At 61.0% G+C, this 15737-nt stretch carries 20 protein-coding genes; 8 read left to right on the forward strand and 12 right to left on the reverse strand.

What is annotated here, in order from left to right; translation table 11 throughout:
* Positions 1-58: 58 nt before the first annotated feature.
* Complete coding sequence (gene eif1A, locus V5N12_RS08810; protein ID WP_332898790.1) at positions 59-346, forward strand: translation initiation factor eIF-1A; 288 nt, start codon at positions 59-61, stop codon at positions 344-346.
* 101 nt (positions 347-447) lie between these two features.
* Here the strand turns inward: eif1A and aceB are convergent, their stop codons facing one another.
* The 6 genes from aceB to V5N12_RS08840 form a co-directional block, all read right to left on the reverse strand.
* On the reverse strand, positions 448-1749 hold the full coding sequence (gene aceB / locus V5N12_RS08815; RefSeq protein ID WP_332898791.1) for a malate synthase AceB: 1302 nt from the start codon (positions 1747-1749) through the stop codon (positions 448-450).
* Between the two features lie 76 nt (positions 1750-1825).
* Positions 1826-2839 carry an isocitrate lyase gene (aceA, locus tag V5N12_RS08820; RefSeq protein WP_332898792.1) on the reverse strand — a complete coding sequence of 338 codons (1014 nt, stop codon included), beginning with the start codon at positions 2837-2839 and terminating at the stop codon, positions 1826-1828.
* Entirely contained in the window at positions 2833-3000 is a 168-nt protein-coding gene (locus tag V5N12_RS08825; protein WP_332898793.1) for a hypothetical protein, read from the reverse strand. Before V5N12_RS08825 ends, aceA begins: the two co-directional genes overlap by 7 nt.
* 248 nt (positions 3001-3248) lie before the next feature.
* Positions 3249-4175 carry a hypothetical protein gene (locus tag V5N12_RS08830; protein WP_332898794.1) on the reverse strand — a complete coding sequence of 309 codons (927 nt, stop codon included), beginning with the start codon at positions 4173-4175 and terminating at the stop codon, positions 3249-3251.
* A gap of 41 nt (positions 4176-4216) precedes the next feature.
* Positions 4217-5572, reverse strand: a complete 1356-nt coding sequence (locus V5N12_RS08835; protein WP_332898795.1) for a hypothetical protein — start codon at positions 5570-5572, stop codon at positions 4217-4219.
* An 81-nt stretch (positions 5573-5653) separates the two neighbouring features.
* Positions 5654-6484, reverse strand: a complete 831-nt coding sequence (locus V5N12_RS08840; protein ID WP_332898796.1) for an MBL fold metallo-hydrolase — start codon at positions 6482-6484, stop codon at positions 5654-5656.
* 104 nt (positions 6485-6588) lie between these two features.
* Between V5N12_RS08840 and V5N12_RS08845 the strand changes: the two genes are divergently transcribed.
* Positions 6589-8232 (forward strand): rhomboid family intramembrane serine protease, encoded by a 1644-nt coding sequence (locus tag V5N12_RS08845; RefSeq protein ID WP_332898797.1) that lies wholly within the window; start codon positions 6589-6591, stop codon positions 8230-8232.
* On the opposite strand, the gene V5N12_RS08850 is transcribed toward V5N12_RS08845, so the two are convergent.
* Both V5N12_RS08850 and V5N12_RS08855 read right to left on the reverse strand, forming a co-directional pair.
* Positions 8233-8853: an METTL5 family protein gene (locus V5N12_RS08850; RefSeq protein WP_332898798.1), complete on the reverse strand. Its 621-nt coding sequence runs from the start codon at positions 8851-8853 to the stop codon at positions 8233-8235.
* A complete protein-coding gene (locus tag V5N12_RS08855) occupies positions 8853-9242 on the reverse strand; it encodes a hypothetical protein (RefSeq protein WP_332898799.1) in 390 nt (129 codons plus the stop codon). The genes V5N12_RS08850 and V5N12_RS08855 overlap by 1 nt, the downstream gene beginning before the upstream one ends.
* Before the next feature lie 173 nt (positions 9243-9415).
* Here V5N12_RS08855 and V5N12_RS08860 point away from each other — a divergent pair, with 173 nt between their 5' ends.
* Positions 9416-9673, forward strand: a complete 258-nt coding sequence (locus tag V5N12_RS08860; protein WP_332898800.1) for a DUF5789 family protein — start codon at positions 9416-9418, stop codon at positions 9671-9673.
* A 1-nt stretch (position 9674) separates the two neighbouring features.
* Here the strand turns inward: V5N12_RS08860 and V5N12_RS08865 are convergent, their stop codons facing one another.
* The 3 genes from V5N12_RS08865 to V5N12_RS08875 form a co-directional block, all read right to left on the reverse strand.
* A complete protein-coding gene (locus tag V5N12_RS08865) occupies positions 9675-10181 on the reverse strand; it encodes a hypothetical protein (RefSeq protein WP_332898801.1) in 507 nt (168 codons plus the stop codon).
* Between the two features lie 44 nt (positions 10182-10225).
* On the reverse strand, positions 10226-11263 hold the full coding sequence (gene dph2, locus V5N12_RS08870; protein ID WP_332898802.1) for a diphthamide biosynthesis enzyme Dph2: 1038 nt from the start codon (positions 11261-11263) through the stop codon (positions 10226-10228).
* Positions 11264-11422: 159 nt separating this feature from the next.
* Positions 11423-12760 (reverse strand): hypothetical protein, encoded by a 1338-nt coding sequence (locus V5N12_RS08875; protein WP_332898803.1) that lies wholly within the window; start codon positions 12758-12760, stop codon positions 11423-11425.
* 105 nt (positions 12761-12865) lie between these two features.
* Here V5N12_RS08875 and V5N12_RS08880 point away from each other — a divergent pair, with 105 nt between their 5' ends.
* From V5N12_RS08880 to V5N12_RS08890, 4 genes are all read left to right on the forward strand, one after another.
* Complete coding sequence (locus V5N12_RS08880; protein ID WP_332898804.1) at positions 12866-13477, forward strand: LysE family translocator; 612 nt, start codon at positions 12866-12868, stop codon at positions 13475-13477.
* Between the two features lie 64 nt (positions 13478-13541).
* Positions 13542-13916 (forward strand): YlbF family regulator, encoded by a 375-nt coding sequence (locus tag V5N12_RS08885; RefSeq protein WP_332898805.1) that lies wholly within the window; start codon positions 13542-13544, stop codon positions 13914-13916.
* Between the two features lie 108 nt (positions 13917-14024).
* A complete protein-coding gene (locus tag V5N12_RS17150) occupies positions 14025-14192 on the forward strand; it encodes a DUF7563 family protein (protein WP_442904933.1) in 168 nt (55 codons plus the stop codon).
* Positions 14193-14307: 115 nt separating this feature from the next.
* Positions 14308-14592 carry a DNA-directed RNA polymerase subunit L gene (locus V5N12_RS08890; protein ID WP_332898806.1) on the forward strand — a complete coding sequence of 95 codons (285 nt, stop codon included), beginning with the start codon at positions 14308-14310 and terminating at the stop codon, positions 14590-14592.
* A gap of 11 nt (positions 14593-14603) precedes the next feature.
* Here the strand turns inward: V5N12_RS08890 and hisF are convergent, their stop codons facing one another.
* The gene (gene hisF / locus V5N12_RS08895; protein WP_332898807.1) at positions 14604-15416 is read right to left on the reverse strand and encodes an imidazole glycerol phosphate synthase subunit HisF; all 813 of its coding nucleotides are present in this window, start codon (positions 15414-15416) and stop codon (positions 14604-14606) included.
* A 94-nt stretch (positions 15417-15510) separates the two neighbouring features.
* Here hisF and V5N12_RS08900 point away from each other — a divergent pair, with 94 nt between their 5' ends.
* A complete protein-coding gene (locus V5N12_RS08900; protein WP_332898808.1) occupies positions 15511-15684 on the forward strand; it encodes a DUF7550 family protein in 174 nt (57 codons plus the stop codon).
* Positions 15685-15737: the final 53 nt, after the last annotated feature.

Consider the following 15737-nt stretch of genomic DNA (forward strand, 5'->3'; position numbering starts at 1 on the left):
TGTCCCACGGTCGCACCTATCTCCAATGAGTTATCCGTCGTGACCACATAGTCCCACTGTGAGTGAAGAAGACGGTGGGCGGAGGAATCTCCGCATGCCAAACAGCGACGAGATGTTCGCGGTCGTCACCGAGATGCTCGGTGGCAACCACGTCCGTCTCCAGTGCCAAGACGGCGAAACCCGGCTGGGGCGTATCCCCGGCCGAATGAAGTATCGGACATGGATCAACGAGGACGACGTCGTCCTCATCGAACCGTGGTCGTGGCAAGACGAGAAGGCCAACATCGAGTGGCGCTACACCAAACAGGACGCCGCCCAGCTGCGCCGCGAAGGCCACATCCAGTAACGATTCTCCCCTGAACCCGCACGCCGGGGGTCAGCCTGTTCTTTTACCGTTGTGACTGAGAGCGCTGGCTCTGCGCTCGAAAAAAGAAAATTGAAGCCTTCTCAGCGGCCAACGTTCGCCGCGCGCTCGACGATGTCTTCGCCGTACATTTCGGCCAAGTCGTCGTGCTGGTCTGGGCGATTCTCGTAGACGTCTTGGAACAGCGCGATTGGCGTCATCGCGGCCTGGAAGGTGGCTTCGTCCCACATCCGGTCTTTGCTGATGTCAATGTCGACCTCACCGATGCGAATCGTCGCGGATTGGGTGATGGCGATTGCACCTCTGCCCGCGTCACGTGCCGTCTCGAACTCCTCCATCGAGTCGACGATGTCGTCCATGCTCGGGACGTAGACGGTCAGATTCAACAGCTCCTCGCGGAGTTCGTCTTCTGTGAGTTGCTGCTCGTCGGTGTCGACGCGGAGGAGGTAGCCGTCGCCGGTTTCTTCGACGGACACGCGGTCGCCGTCGTACACCTGCACGCCGTCTTCGGGCGTGAGTTCGACCCGGCGGCCGCCAGCTTCGATGTGCCAGCTTCCGGTCTTCGGTGGGAGTGGCCCCTTGTTCGCTTCGACGACTTGGCCGGGCGTGAGCGACCAGATGCCGAGCATCCCTTTGGCCTGATTCTCGGTCATGCGGGTGTGGTAGCCTTCCACGTCGCGGATGTTGTCGTAGGGACCGTCGACCGCGATGAGGCCTGCAGCACTCGCCGCGCGCGAGGTGTTGTGTCGCAGTTCGGGCCACGGTGGGAGCGACCCAGTCGGCGTCATCCCGCGCATGTCCTTCGTGTAGTCAACCTCGCCGTCGACGAGCATGAACAGGCGTTCTAAGTTATTCGTTGGCTTGCCCATCTCGTCGCGGAGGTGGCCCATCGCCAGCTCGGCTTCGCCGCTTTCGACGATGACGGACATGTTGATGCTGCCCTCTGGCAGGCCGTGTTCGTGTTCCACGATGGTGATGAACTCGTCTGCTTTTTTCCAGTCGTCAATATCACCCACTTCGGGGATGACGAAGCCGTCTATGTGCTCGATTGCACCGCGTTCTGGGTCTGCGATTTCGAGCATGTGTTTGAATCCCTGATAGCGGGTCGACGGGCTGTCGCGGTGCCAGACGACGCGCGGGTGGATTTCGCCGGGGAACTCTGCGCCGCCTTCGGAGATGACGTCGATGATGTTTGCTGCGCCTTCATCGCGCATCGAGGGAGCGGTTGCGTCTTCGTTGTCCGGCACCCACACGTCGGGGGCTTTCATGCCGCGGAGCTTGATGGCGCTCCGGAGCATTTTGGCTGAATCGTCTTCTCCTTCCACCGCTGTTGGTGTGGTGAAAAATGTTCGCACGAACTGTCTGCCGTGTATTCGTTCAGTCATGGTAATTTGGTTTGTCAGGTGGTCGATTAAATACTATGTCAGCTATGTGAGCACTGCGAAAAATCGAGCCGAGAGTTTAGTCGTCGGATTCTGCGAACCCTTCGGAGGATTCGATGCGCTCTCTGGCGAGTGGGTCGAACTGCTTTTCGATGTCCTGGTAGCGTGGGACGTTCGAGAGTTCGTGGTGGCTCTCGGTTGGGTGGCCGATGTACTTCTGTTCTAAGTCGAACTGCGCCTGTTCTGCGTTCTCGGCTAAGTTCTTCATGTCCTCGTAGGCCGCGTACGCACCTGAGTGGAGCGCGAAGAGGGTGATGAACTGGTACTTGTAGCCGAGGTCACCGAGCTCTTGGAAGGTGAGCGGGTCTTCCTGTTCAGACCAGCGGAACGATGACGAGTAGTTGAACGCGAGCTTGAGGTCTGGGTGGGTCTCGTGAATCGTCTCTGCGTAGTTGACGGCGTCTTCGCGCGATGGGTCTGGCATCTCTGGCCAGACGAGGTCGACGCCAGCGTCGGCGTAGATGCGCCCGCGCTCTAAGTGTTCCTCCCAGTCGCCGTTCGCAGAGCCGTAGGCGTCCGTGCGGGCGATGATGATGGTATCTTCTGACTGCTTTGCGTCCACCGCGGCCTCGAAGCGGGCGCGGGCTTCGTCACGCGAGACGATTTGCTTGCCCGCGATGTGGCCACAGCGCTTTGGCGAAACTTGGTCTTCGATGTGGACGGCGGCGACGCCAGCCTTCTCGTACTCTCGCACCGCGCGTCGGACGTTGTGGATGCCGCCGTACCCCGTGTCACAGTCCGCGATGACCGGCAGGTTCGTGGCTTCGCACATGCGCTTTGCGTTCTCGACCATCTCGGTCATCGTGACCATTTCGAGGTCGGGGAAGCCAAACTGGCCAAGCACGGTCGAGTAGCCGGACATGTAGGCTGCGTCGTGGCCAGCCATCTCGGCGAGCCGAGCGTCTAAGGCGTGATAGAGGCCGGGCGCGAACACGTAGTCCTGGTTGTTGAGCTTCTGTCGAAGCAGTCGGGCTTTCGGGTTGTCGATGTCTTTGATGTCGAAGTTCGTGTCGGTGATGTAGTCGTCTAACATTGGAATGATTCTCTCAGGTCTGTTTCGAGTTGGTCGAGCTGCGTTTGGAGCTGCGTAAGCTGTTCGTACAAGTCGGTCTGCGTCGGTTCTCGGTCGTTCTCGTCATCCGAGTAGATGTGCGGGACGAGCGGTGCGGTCAGGTCGTCAGTGTCTCGTGGCATGTGGGTCGACTGGGCGGGGTTGTTGGCTGGTAAGGAAGCTGTGCAGACCGGCGATGTACTGCGGTGTGTACAGTCATGGTTTGTCACTACATCATTGCGAACTACGACCGGGTAAAAAACCTTTATGATTTATAATGTTAATATTCTATAATGGGATTAGTGGCTTAAGACATCTCAAAACAATATAAGTGACAAACCGTGACAAACCCCCCGTACCAATCGGCTTGCGTCTACCGAAAAGCCCCGTTTCAGACCGACAGTTCCGTGTCGAGTTCGGGGCTACAGAACAGCAGTTTCGCCTTTCGGGCGGCCTCGGTCGTCGCCTCCTTGTGATTTTCGAGGAGCACAGTTTCGCTCGGGAACAGCCGTTCGCCGAGTTCGAGCCCGTAGTCGCGCGCCGTCGACCCGGTCACCGTGAGATAGACGCCAAGACCGACGTCCGCAATCGCTTCTTCTTCCTCTGTCCCCTCATCTGGATAGCAGAAGGTGACGTTCTGGACCGCGTCGGTGCCGAGGATGGCTTCGACGAGGCGCTCATAGCGCGGCGAGATACACAACGGGCCGTCGTGAGCTTTCACGAACTCGTGGCCAAGCGGGACGTCAGGGCCGTCTGCTTTGCGCTCCGGACTCACGAGCAGCGTGTGATACACCGTATCGCCAAGCCCGGTCACGACGCGCACGTCCGTGTCGCGCGGGCTGATGCGCGCGTTCAGGTCCGCGATGCGCGCGAGCGGTTCTTCGCGCAACTCGACGACTTCTTCCAATACGAGGTCTGCGCTGTCGAAGCCGAGGGCGAACTCGTGTTTTCTGAGCGCGCGAAACGGCTCTTCGCGCCCCACAAGTTGCACTTCCACGTCGCCAACGGGCACGGTGACGCTGTCGAACACGATGCGTCGGGGCATCGCCTCGCGGTCGTCGCGCAACAGCGTAAACTCGGGCGCTTCTGGGTTGGCTAGGTCGCTGTAGTTTGCGAGCCGGTCGTAGACGGGTTCCGCTGTGCTCTGGTTGCCCTTCGTGATGGCCTTCTCGTAGCGAAGCGTCGAAATGACGTGGTCTGCAACGTCGTCGAACGGCGCGGTCTCATCGAGTTCCCGGGTGCGAGCCGCGAGTCGCTCTAAGACGGCTTCGAGCGGGCGGCCCTTGCGTGGCACGGCGACCGGAATCGTCTCGGTCATTATCGAGTCCAAGGGACTCCCTCTAAAACAGATTGCGGTTGTTATTCGGAAGCGCCGCCGAACACACCGGCGAGTTGGTCACGCCACTGCTTCATCTCTGCGACCGTTTCCTCTAACTCTGCTTGTGTTGCCTGCACCTCATCGAGGCGGCGCTTGTGGCGCTCGGTAAGTTCTGCGAGTTGCTCTTCTTGCTCTTCGACCACGTCGTCAATCGTGTCGTCGAGCCGGCTCACGTCGCTTTCGATGTCGTCCATGCTGCCACGCACGTCGAGCACGTCGTCTTCGAGCGCGCTCAGGTTGCCGCGCACGGTCGCCGCCTGCTCATCGAGTTCGTTGATGTTATCGCGCAGTTCGAGCGAGTCGTCTTCGAGCGTGCGAATCGATTTGCCGTTCGAGGCAACGCGTTGGTTCAGGTCGTGGAGATCGTCGTTTACGTTCGCGAGTTCGCTCTTTAAATTGTCGAGGAGGTGGCGACCGGGGCCATTTTCGTCGATGAAGTCTTCGAGCGCCGCCGTGTACGCCGTGAGGTCTGCGACCTGCGATTGGAGGTGCTTGATGCGCACGTCGTTGCTGTCGTCGTGGGCTTCGACGGTCAGCTCCTCACGCAACACGTCGAGGGCGTCGCTCGACACGCGCCCTTCGCGCACCTCTGCGGCGAGTGCCGCCGCCACGTTACCCGGCATGATTGCGGGGCCGCGACTCTCTGTGGTTTCCTCCGACGCTTCTTCATCTACCACTTCGTTCGCTTCGGGTTCGGAGACCGGTTCGACTGGCGCTTCGATTTCGGCTGGTTCGTCAACCTCAGCTTGCGCTTCGGCTGGTGCTGGCTCTGAGTCTGCGATTGGGTCTGGGTCTTCGAGTTCGATTGGCTCGATTTCGTCTTCGTCCGCTTCCGGTTCTGGGTCTGGAACCTCGATTGAGTCGTGGTCGGTTTCCGCCGCTGGCTCTGCGCCCGGAACCGTCTCTGCCGTGCCCGCGAGCACTTCGCGGACAACCTGATTGTTGTCCTCCCCGAGGACGGCTTCGACATCTTCACTCGCATCCACGATGACGAGTTCCGGTTCGGTGAGGAACGCCTCGATGCCCTCGTCGTCTACGTCCCGAACCCCGTAGACGGTCGTGTACGATTCGCCCGCCGCAACCGTCCGCTCGAACACGATGTGGTCGTCTGCGACCGTCCAGTAACTTGCGCCGAACTCGGGGTGAAAGCCGAGGTCGTCTTTCGAAATCGTCTCTGGTGGGTAGTCGATGAGGCGAACGAGTGCGTCGTCGTCGCGGTTTGATTCGATGACAAATTCGATAGCGGGAACCGGAAATTTCTCTGATTGGTAGGATTTTGTGACTGTGACATCCTCTAGAGAAACCGCGAGTTCTTCTGCGACGGGTGAGTTACTCATACTTCTGAATCTCTCCGGAAAATACATAAAACTACCCGAGAAAGTTCATAAAAAATACAGGTTTGCTGCCGTGTAGACCGGCTACAGAGAGACGCAGTCGCCAATCTCTGTGATTTCGAGTCGTTTCGGATACTCGAAACGCCGCGCGTGGTCGTGCAGCGCCGTCGGGTCTGCAGTCAGGCCTTTCCACATGTCCCAGTGGCTTGGCAGTAAGCGGTCGAGCTTGAGTGCGCGGGCGGCGTCGATAATCTCGTTTTCGTCTGCGTACCACTTCGTGTACTTGGGCACGCGCGTCTGCTTGTCAGGAATCATCCCCGCAGAGCCGAAGGCGAGCACGCCGAGGTCGATGTTGTATTCCTCACCGACGCGTTCGAATTTCTCGTGGGGCTTCGAGTCGCCGCCGTGGAAGAACGTCCCTGCGTCGTGGTCGATGACGTAGGAGACGGGGTGGGTCGCGTCGGGGTCGTGGGCGACTTCGACGGTGATGTCGAACTCGCCAACCGTGAGCGTGTCACCTTCTGCGACCTCGTGGAACTGCTGCTGTGAGACGTCCCACGTCTCAGCCCAGCCTTCTTCCTCTGCCACCGCGAGGCTGTCGTCTGGGGCGTACATCGTCGCACCCGTGTTCGCGAGGATTGGTGCTTGGCTCTCACCATGGACGTGGTCTGAATGCTCGTGGGTACAGAGCAGCGCATCGGCCTCGACAACGTCGTCAGGGTCGAATGGAACGGGTACCATACGAAGCGTCCGGCCGGGGTCGCCCGTGCCGAGATACGGGTCGATGAAAATCGTGGTTCCCTCGTGGCCTTTGAGGATGAAGCCGTTGCAGCCGAGATACCAGATGGCGACGCCGTCGGGGTCTGCTTCCGCAACCGTCGTCGGAAGCCAGTCGCCCCAGTCTGAGTGAATCATGTGCCACACTGCGGCCACCACCCGCCTAAACGTGTCGTCTCTCCGATGGCGCGCAAATCACTGGACGGAGGAACAAAGAGGCAGGAGGTTCTCACTCACTGATAATGGTCTCTCTCCCGTCCGGGCGCTCCCTCTGGCAACTTGCCACCGTGCTTGCGGTTCTCGTCTCACTCGCTGCGGTGTGGTGGCTCGACCGCCACAACAGTCGGTGGGGTGACCCGCTTCGAAAACGTCTCGTCCTCGGCGTGCCGTGGGGCACCCTCATCGTCATCGGCGGCGTCCTCTCCGTCTACTTGTTTCTCCAGCAGGGCATCGCTGACTGGTATCGCCCGCTGGTCATTCCCTTCCGGGCGTGGTCGTATCTCTATCCGCTCGGTATCATCGCCGCGCCGTTCTCCCACGCGAGTCCCGGACACCTGATGGGCAATCTCATCGGTACGCTCGCGCTCGCACCGATTGCAGAGTACGCCTTCAGCCACTACCCCACCGAACGCGGCACGCAGACGTTCACCTCGCTTCGAACCAATCCGTTCGCGCGCATCCTCGCGTTCGTCGGCGTGGTTTTCGCCGTCGGCGTTTTCACGGGCATGTTCGCGCTCGGCCCAGTCATCGGCTTTTCGGGCGTCGTGTTCGCCTTCGCTGGCTTCGCACTCGTGCGCTATCCGCTCACCACCATCATCGCGCTCTCTGCGAGCAGCGTCATCAGCCTCGTTTACAGCGCGCTTCGCACGCCCGTCACCGAAGCGCAGGCAGGCCCGGTGTTCCAGACGCCGTGGTGGGCGTCGATTGCGATTCAAGGCCACGCTCTCGGGCTGTTCGCGGGGGTCGTCCTCGGTGTGTTCCTCATCCACCGGCGCAACATCAAGCCGAACGCCTTCCGGCTCTGGCTCGGCGCGCTCCTCTTTTCGGTCGGCCAAGGCCTCTGGGCGGTGTACTGGTTTCGCGGCGCGGAAACGTTCGTCCTCTACCGGGCACTCGGCACGGCACTCGTGTTCTCACTCGCCGTCCTCATCGCCGTCGGCGTGAGCGCCTCAGACCGGCCGTTCATCCGCGCCCTCGACCTCTCGCGTTGGGAGGTGGCGTCCGGACTGCTCGTCATGTGTCTTCTCTTGCTCAGCGTCCCGACCGTCCCGGTGAATCTCACAACGGTTGACGATGCCACGGCACCCGGAATGAACGCCGTCGAGGTTCGCGACTACACCGTCTCCTACGCAGAAGACGTGCCAAACCAGATGATTCTCGCCATCAACGTGAGCGCGTTCAACGAGACGACGCGGGTGAACACCTCAGGCGTCATCGTCATCAGCGAACAGCGACACATCTGGACGACTGCGGTGACGAGCGGTCGCCTTGCGTTTTCCGGCCAAGAAACGGTCAGAGTCGGTGGCGTGGGCTGGCAAGAGACCGTCACGGTCACGCGAAACGGGTGGACGGTCGCCGGAAACTCCTCGGTGTACAAAGTCAACCTCCAACGACCCGGCGCACCGGAAGTGCTCGCGTTCGTCTCTGCTGAGTCGCGCGCGGCATTCACGATTTCGAACAAAAACGTCTCGCTCGAACCCTCACAACTCGGCTACGACGTTATCGTCACCCGGGGCAACGAAACGCTCGACCGTGGCTTGCTCCCCGCGCCGAACGAAACCGTCGCGGTCGGCGGACTCGACTTTACGCGAACGGACGACAAAATCTACGTCTCAGATAACGGCACCCGCATCCAGGTCGCCGCGCGCGAAACCTACGAAGGCTAACTACCACTCGATGCGGAACACTTCGGTGTCGAGCGTTCTCGACGCCTCGGTGTGGAAGTCGAACTGTTTTGGCACCTCGAAGGCGGCCTGAAACGCGTGGGTGACTTCGCCGCCATGGTCTTCGGCAAACGACTCGATGAACTGCTGGCTTCCGGCGTTGTGCACCGAATAGGACACGTCCGCGAGCGCGGCGGCCGTCTCTAAAAAGGCACGGTCTGCGTGGACGTTGTCGTCCTGTGCGCCAAACGGCGGGTTCATCACGACGGTCGTCGGCTCGTCGGGACAGAGCGGCAACTGCGTGGCGTCTGCGTTCACCCACTCGATGTCGGTGCGGGTGCCGACCCGCCGTCTGTTCTCGCGGGCCGTCTGGAGGGGTTTTGGGTCTACGTCTACACCCACGACGCGCGTTGGCCCCCGCAACGCCGCGGCGAGCGCGAGCATGCCAGTACCGGTGCCCAAATCCACCACGAGGCGGTCTTCTACGTCGCCTTGCAAGTCAGCGATGTGAATGAGGTGTGCGGCAAGGTCGGGCGGCGTTCGGTACTGTTCGAGACTCGCCTTCGGTCGTTCGAATCCGGCGACGACGGCCAACTGCTGTTCGAGGGCGCGTTTGGTTCCCATTAGAGCGAAAGAGGGCCTGTCACCTCAAGGCTGATTCCTTCTCGGTCTGCGCGCTCGCGGCACGCCGAGAGAGCGGGGCGCACCTTCTCCGGGTTCGCCACCGAGTCGACGCTGACGGTGAGCGTCGTCGCGCCGAGGAAGTCTGCGACGCGGACGTACTCGCGCACGCGGTCGATTTCGCGCTGGGTCGCGAGCGAGCAGTCCTCCTTGAACGCCGCCGAGAGGCGCAGGCGCGAGGGGACGAAGTTGTTCTCTTTGAGTGCGCCGCGAAGCGACCGAAGGTAGTCAGAACCCGTCGAATCGAGTTCGGTCGCATCGAGAGTCACGGGGGTTGCATCGTCTGGCTCACAGCAATCGAGTGCTCGGCTGACGTCGTGGGTTGCGCTCATTGACACACCATTCCCCATAGACATACTAATAGTTTTGTGTATGCACAATAGTAATTATTTGGTGTGGTCGCCTTGGCCGATACGAGCAGAACGCTGGCCACGCATTCTACTAACTCCGCGTTCGGACGCGACAGATACACACGGCTATCTGGTCGGCTCTCGTATACTCAGCCATGACACGACACGTGAAACTGAACGACCTCGCATCGGTTCTGGACGAGTTGTCGTTCCCCCTCGAGCGCACGGCGGGGGTCGAGCAGTGTGGCGATGTCACGTTACAGCTCGCAGACGGCCGCGAGAACCTTGGGGCGCTTCTCGAACGGTCGAACGAAGACCGCTTTGAGTCCCCGGATGACCTGCTGAACGAGATTCTCTCGCTGTTACCCCAACACGCCGTGGGCGAGCCCTACCAGTCGGAAGGAGAGGGGTAGCCTATTCGGTCTCGACGCTTCGCACGACGCCGAGAACCTCCCAGTCGTCGTCGCCGAGTTCGTAGCGCCGAACCGTGACCGGCGACCACCCCGCTTCCTCGACAACGGCGCGAATCTCGTATCGCACGGACGAGTCGTCTCGGGGACGCACTTCCAGCCGGAGGCGTTCCGTTGGGACGTAGTCGATGGGTCCGGTCGTCCCCGAGATGACCGTGCCACCGAGGAGTGCCACCCGTACGTCTGCGCCGAGTTCGAGCCCGCCAAGCTGGGCTGCCAGTGATTTCACTCGGTGGCGCGAAACGGCGTGCTCCGCTGTGCCTTCTTTGAAGAACGCTGCGTCCGTGACCGGCGCTAATCCCTCTGCTTCGAGTCGCACGTTTTCTTGCTTTACGCGCATGCTCAACAGTCGTTGAATCTCGCGCAGCCGAAACCCAATCGTCCGCAGCTCCGCGTTCGACTCTGGTCGCAGTTCTCTCGACTTCGGTCCCGTCGTTCCACCCTCATTCATACCCGAAAATAGGCGATACCGGCGGATAAACGTGCGCAGCCCGCTTACCAGGTGCCGTGGAAGGTGTCGAACTCGAGTTCGTCGAGTGGCTTCTCGCCAATCGCAATCTCGTACTCGCCGGGAGTGAGCATCGGTTTGTTGAATCGCGGGCCGTCGTCGGTCGTGATGCGGGGGCACCCGGTGTTCACGTAGGCATCGAAGCCGAAGTTGAGCAGGCGGTCTGGGGTGACTTCGTCCATCGTGATGAGGTAGGCGTTCTCGTTTTCCTCTAAGATTTCTTGGGCAATTTCCCAGCGACCCTGCCCGATTTTCGTACAGAAGATGACGCCCCACGTCTCTGCGTCCATCGCCTTGTGGACGGAGGCGTAGCGCTGCTTGAGGAACTTGTCCGTGTCCGCGATGGTGACGACCATGTTGACGGGGTCTGCGATGACGACCTTTTTGTCGGGGTGTTCCATCGCAAGGCCGAGCGGGTGGAACTTGCCGCCGCCGACGTAGAGGACGTGGTCTGCGTCGATGTCTGCAGAGGCGTAGTTGCAACCGAGCACCTGCCCTTCGTGGGTGAGGCGGTCGTCGCCGCGACGGGTGTGGACGGTGAACCCTTCGTCTTCTAAGAAGTCGCGCATCTCGTCGAAGCGGTTCATGTGTTGGGCGGTGGTGACGAGGCCAACCTCGTCGCCGTCAAGTTCGGCCAACGCCTCCTCCATGATGGGCGTCACTTTGACGTTCGAGAACAGCGGCACGTAGATGATTTTGTCAGACTCCTTCATCGGCGAGTGACCGAAGTGGACAAACACGTCGGTGCGGCGCATGAGGAAGGTATCGAGGTCGCAGGCGCCGTAACACGGCTGACCCGAAATCATCACAGTCACGTCGTCGGGCAGGAGTTGGCGGAGGTCGTCTGCGACGGCCGGGCCGCGGCGTTTGAGGCCTTCAGGGAACTGGAGACCGACTTTCTTCGCATCGCGCTCTTCGACAGCTTCGATGATGCGTTCGAGTTCGTAGTCCCACTCCCGGTCGTGTTTGAGCGAAAGGCCCGTGTTTCGGAGGTCGCCCTCTGAGTACTCCGATTCGTTGGTCATTGGGCGTTCGTAGCGGCTACGGACGTTTAACAGCGACGTTTCCCCGACTGACCGTGTGTCGCTCACCCACTCGTTAGGCAGGTGTTTCTCAAACCCCGGTTGCCTGTCTGGTATCGCCATCAGTGTGATTGGGCATTCGACACGAGCGCCGACAGGAGGCTAACGCCGACGAAGCAGCCCACCGGTGAGGCCGAGTGCGACGACGCCAACGCCGACGAAAATCGGTGCATTCCCACTCTCGCTTGCGAGCCCCAGCGGCGTGGCCGCTTCGCGCGCTTGGTGCATCAGCCACGGCGTGGTCAATGGTTTCGGTGGTTCGCGTTCGTACACCTGTCTCCACAGCCACTCGTCCATCGACTCACCAGCCACCGATTCGACGGTCTGTTCGAATACCTCGTAGGTGACGGTTCCGTCGTACTCGTTGAGTCGGGTGAACACGTCGGCAAGCGACCGCTCGCCGTCGGTCGCAGTCTGGATGCGTTCGTCAAGGGCGGCGAGCGTGCGCATCCCTTTCGTGTACGGTACCGCCCGGTCGTCCCACGACGCAGGCTCTGCGAGGACGGCGTCTTCGTAGCCTGACTTGGTGACAAACTGTTGGGCTTCGTGTTCGCTCACGAGGCCCTGTTTTTCGGCCAGCCGAGCACCGTAGTACTCGGCCGAGGCTTCCCGCAGCCACTGCATTTCGGGAGCCAGCGTGAACGATTGGCGGGTGTGGACGTACTCGTGGAGCCAGACGTTGTTCGGCGTGTCGAGGCGCGAATCGGCGTGTACCCAGAGTTCGCGCATCCGGAGGAACGATTCACCGCCGCGTCGGGCGGGGTCTGGCAGCGCGAACAAGAGCACCGTTCCGCGCGCGTGGCCAATGTCGAGTGAAGCGCTACTCTCGCTCACTGCGTCGAGGATGTGAGTAGGGTCGGCTGCCGTCTCCGCGCCGCGCGGGATGACGAGCCGGATGGTTTCGCCGCCTGTTGTGCGCTGGTACTGGTCGTATGGCCCGAGGAGGGCGTAGCGTTTCCCGACGACACCCGGGCCGTCCGTGGCAATCGTCACGCCCGAATCGCGTTGTTCGAACGGCCTGAGCGTGTGTTCCTCGCCGTCTTCTTGCCACGTCACTTCGAGGCTGGGGACGGGACCGAGCACCCACTCGTCGGTTTTGGTGTATTCAGGGCCGCCGGAGACGGCGTGTGAGTTCGTGACGGTGTACTCAAGGGTGAGGGTCGTGACTGCGGACGAGCCGTCCCAGCGATAGACGCGTCGCTCGCCAGTGTTCGTTTCCGTCAGTCCAGAAACCCCGACGACGTCGAACTTGGCACCCGGGTCAACCCAGAGACCCTCGGCAGCTGCCGGTTCGACGACGATGTCGTATCGTATGCCGTCGGGAGTTTTCGAACTCGTGACCGTGAGTGCAGGCGACGCCGCCGGCTGGTCGGCCACGGCTGCCATCGGTGCGAGCACTAGCAGAAGCCCTACCAACGCCACTGCCCGCACCCATGCCATTGAGACGGTCATCGACTGCGCTCACTTAATGATTGTGGCGGTCTCGTAGGGAAGTTGACTGGTTTCCCGACTATTTTTTATGCGCGGTGCCGACAGTGTTACCAAATGGCAGTCTCGTCGCTCGATTTGTTCATCGTCGCCTCGGTTGGCCTCATCCTCGCGCCCGGGCCGGACACCATCTACGTCCTCACGCGCGGCGTGAGCGATGGCCCCAAAGCGGGGCTGCTCTCTGCCGCCGGTATCAGTACTGGCATCCTCGTCCACACGCTCGGGGCCGTCCTCGGGTTGTCGGTGCTCTTGCGAACCTCCGCGACCGCCTTCTCGCTGGTCAAGTACGCGGGTGCGCTGTACCTCATCTACCTCGGCATCCAGACGTTCCGCGACGACGAACCGCTCACCATCGAGGACGACGACGGGGACGACCACAGCTACCTCCAAGGCGTCGCCATCAACGTCCTCAACCCGAAAGTCGCGCTGTTCTTTCTCGCCTTCCTCCCGCAGTTCGTCGACTCCGCTGGCGCGACCGGTCAGTTTCTCGTACTCGGGGGCATCTACGCCGTGTTGACGCTCACGTATCTCACGAGCGTCGCTCTCCTCTCGGGGCGGGTGCGTGCGCTGCTCGCTGCACGGCCGTCGCTCAACCGCGGGCTTCGCTGGGTCACGGGGAGTATCTTCGTCGCCCTCGGTGCGCGCCTCGCCGTTGGTGACCATTTGTAGCCTCGACAACCCGAAAATGGCACTGACCGGCACTTTCAAACGTCTCGCTCACTAAGCGACGTCCATGAGTATGGAAACCGCACGACTGGAGGACATGGGCACGGAACTCGGCAAGGCAATTGCTGACTCACCGGCCTACCAGCGGTTCGAAGCGACGAAAGCAAAGGTCGAGAACTCAGAGGAAGCCCAACAGCGCGTCCAGAAGTTCGAACAGCTCCGCCAGGAGTTCATGCTGGCCCGCCAGACGGGCGAGGCGACCCAAGAAGACCTCCACAACCTCCAGAACGCACAGGCAGGCCTCCACGAACTGCCCGTGATGGACGAGTTCCTCACCGCACAGGCGGAACTCGACGCGAAACTCGCGGCGGTCAACGACGCCATCTCCGCGGAACTCGCCGTCGACTTCGGCGAGAAAGCAGGCGGCTGTTGCCAGGACTGACGGCGACGAACTTTTTCAGTTTTAACTGTTGTGGTGGTTCTCAGCGGATAGTATCTGTCAGTACTCATATTCTTCTTCCAGCCATCGGTCTACTGGGGGAGACGTAACATGGAATACTGTCTGAACTGTGGGTCGGGGGTGTCGGGGCGGTTCCGACGGGTTTTCGGGGATAACAACAATCGCGTTAACGCGTGTCTGGAATGTGCGTCCTTCAGGGAGTTACAGGCAGGCGGTGCCGTTTCGGTCGCGCCAGTAGTTCAGCGTGACGGACGATAGGGGCCTCACACTACCAGTCGGTTCTTCGTAGACTGTCGTTTCTGTCAGTATCACGGCGAACTCCTGAGCGTAGCCCTTCGAAAGGTACAAACGCCCGGCTTTGGCACTAATGGGTATGGAACTGCGGGTCATCGAGAAGACGGAGAATGAACTCTCCATCGAGATTGCGGGCGAAGACCACACGTTCATGAACGTCCTGAAGGGCGCGCTCCTCGAACTCGAGGACGTGTCCGCGGCGACGTACGACATGAACCCTGAGCAGTCCGGTGGGCAAACCGACCCCATCCTCACCGTGAAAACGGTCGAAGGAGTCGACCCACTCGAAGCACTCGAACAAGGTGCCGCGCGCGTCCGTGAGAAGGCTGGTTCCTTCCGCGCCGCGTTCGAAGCCGCTCAGTAACCCGATTCTCGTTAGAGACGTACTGGAACGTCCCGTTCTGCGAGGTACTCTTTTACCTCGCGGATGGTGTACTCATCGAAGTGGAAAATAGACGCCGCGAGCGCCGCGTCCGCGTTCGCCTCTGTGAACACCTCGTAGGCGTCTTCCGGGCCACCACACCCCGAGGAGGCGATGACGGGCGTCGAAACCGCATCACAGACCGCCGAGGTGAGCGGGATGTCGTAGCCGTCTTTCGTGCCGTCGGCGTCGATGGAGTTGACGAACAGCTCGCCCGCACCGCGCGATTCGGCTTCGATTGCCCACTCGACCACGTCTTTTCCCGTCCCTTCGCGCCCGCCTTTGACCGTACACTCGAACCAGCAGGACTCGCCATCGATTTCGACGTAGTGTTCGCCCTGTTCGTCGAAGCGACGCCGAGAGTCAACGCTGATGACGATACACTGGTTGCCGAATGCGGCCGCGCCCTCTTCGATGAGTTCGGGGCGTTCGAGCGCACCCGTGGTAATCGACACCTTGTCCGCTCCCGCACGGAGCGTCTCTTTGATATCGGCTTTCGTCCGGATGCCGCCGCCAACGGTCAGCGGGATGAACACCTCGTCTGCCACGCGCGAGACGGTGTCGAGCATCGTCTCACGGCCATCTGAACTCGCGGTGATGTCGAGGAAGACAAACTCGTCTGCGCCCGCCTCGTTGTACCGCTTTGCCATCTCGACGGGGTCACCGGTGTACTTGAGGTCGGTGAAGTTGACCCCGGTATAGACTGCTGCGTTCCCGTCGTCGTCCAACGCCACGTCGATGCAGGGGATGATCCGCTTGGTGAGCATTCGGTTGGTTTCTGCTACGGAAGAACGGGGTTAGTCCCTTTCGCCTGCGGTAAGCATCCGACATAGCAAAGTACCACCGGGCAAATGTGCGGATATGGACGAGCACTCACACGACGGCGAGCACGAAGGCGAGCACCACGAAGGCGAACAAGTCGGCCGCGTCACCTCCCCAATGCAAGATTTTTCGATGGGACAGGTCACGACGGGACTCATCGTCACCATCATCGGGCTTGCGGTCGTTTTCGGTCTCGCGTTCGCGCTGGCGTAAGTTTCACTCCCTCTCTTCTTCCGACGCTGTTGAAACCTTCAACAGCTAACACA

The sequence above is a fragment of the Haladaptatus sp. CMSO5 genome (genome assembly GCF_036689885.1).
Classification (GTDB): Archaea; Halobacteriota; Halobacteria; order Halobacteriales; family Halococcaceae; genus QDMS2.

Excerpts from the sequence above, each read along its gene's own strand:
- aceB (WP_332898791.1), bottom strand. The coding sequence starts at position 1,749 with ATGACTGAACGAATACACGGCAGACAGTTCGTGCGAACATTTTTCACC.
- aceA (WP_332898792.1), bottom strand. The coding sequence starts at position 2,839 with ATGTTAGACGACTACATCACCGACACGAACTTCGACATCAAAGACATC.
- V5N12_RS08825 (WP_332898793.1), bottom strand. The coding sequence starts at position 3,000 with ATGCCACGAGACACTGACGACCTGACCGCACCGCTCGTCCCGCACATC.
- V5N12_RS08830 (WP_332898794.1), bottom strand. The coding sequence starts at position 4,175 with ATGACCGAGACGATTCCGGTCGCCGTGCCACGCAAGGGCCGCCCGCTC.
- V5N12_RS08835 (WP_332898795.1), bottom strand. The coding sequence starts at position 5,572 with ATGAGTAACTCACCCGTCGCAGAAGAACTCGCGGTTTCTCTAGAGGAT.
- V5N12_RS08840 (WP_332898796.1), bottom strand. The coding sequence starts at position 6,484 with ATGATTCACTCAGACTGGGGCGACTGGCTTCCGACGACGGTTGCGGAA.
- V5N12_RS08845 (WP_332898797.1), top strand. The coding sequence starts at position 6,589 with ATGGTCTCTCTCCCGTCCGGGCGCTCCCTCTGGCAACTTGCCACCGTG.
- V5N12_RS08850 (WP_332898798.1), bottom strand. The coding sequence starts at position 8,853 with ATGGGAACCAAACGCGCCCTCGAACAGCAGTTGGCCGTCGTCGCCGGA.
- V5N12_RS08855 (WP_332898799.1), bottom strand. The coding sequence starts at position 9,242 with ATGAGCGCAACCCACGACGTCAGCCGAGCACTCGATTGCTGTGAGCCA.
- V5N12_RS08860 (WP_332898800.1), top strand. The coding sequence starts at position 9,416 with ATGACACGACACGTGAAACTGAACGACCTCGCATCGGTTCTGGACGAG.
- V5N12_RS08865 (WP_332898801.1), bottom strand. The coding sequence starts at position 10,181 with ATGAATGAGGGTGGAACGACGGGACCGAAGTCGAGAGAACTGCGACCA.
- dph2 (WP_332898802.1), bottom strand. The coding sequence starts at position 11,263 with ATGACCAACGAATCGGAGTACTCAGAGGGCGACCTCCGAAACACGGGC.
- V5N12_RS08875 (WP_332898803.1), bottom strand. The coding sequence starts at position 12,760 with ATGGCATGGGTGCGGGCAGTGGCGTTGGTAGGGCTTCTGCTAGTGCTC.
- V5N12_RS08880 (WP_332898804.1), top strand. The coding sequence starts at position 12,866 with ATGGCAGTCTCGTCGCTCGATTTGTTCATCGTCGCCTCGGTTGGCCTC.
- V5N12_RS08885 (WP_332898805.1), top strand. The coding sequence starts at position 13,542 with ATGAGTATGGAAACCGCACGACTGGAGGACATGGGCACGGAACTCGGC.
- V5N12_RS17150 (WP_442904933.1), top strand. The coding sequence starts at position 14,025 with ATGGAATACTGTCTGAACTGTGGGTCGGGGGTGTCGGGGCGGTTCCGA.
- V5N12_RS08890 (WP_332898806.1), top strand. The coding sequence starts at position 14,308 with ATGGAACTGCGGGTCATCGAGAAGACGGAGAATGAACTCTCCATCGAG.
- hisF (WP_332898807.1), bottom strand. The coding sequence starts at position 15,416 with ATGCTCACCAAGCGGATCATCCCCTGCATCGACGTGGCGTTGGACGAC.
- V5N12_RS08900 (WP_332898808.1), top strand. The coding sequence starts at position 15,511 with ATGGACGAGCACTCACACGACGGCGAGCACGAAGGCGAGCACCACGAA.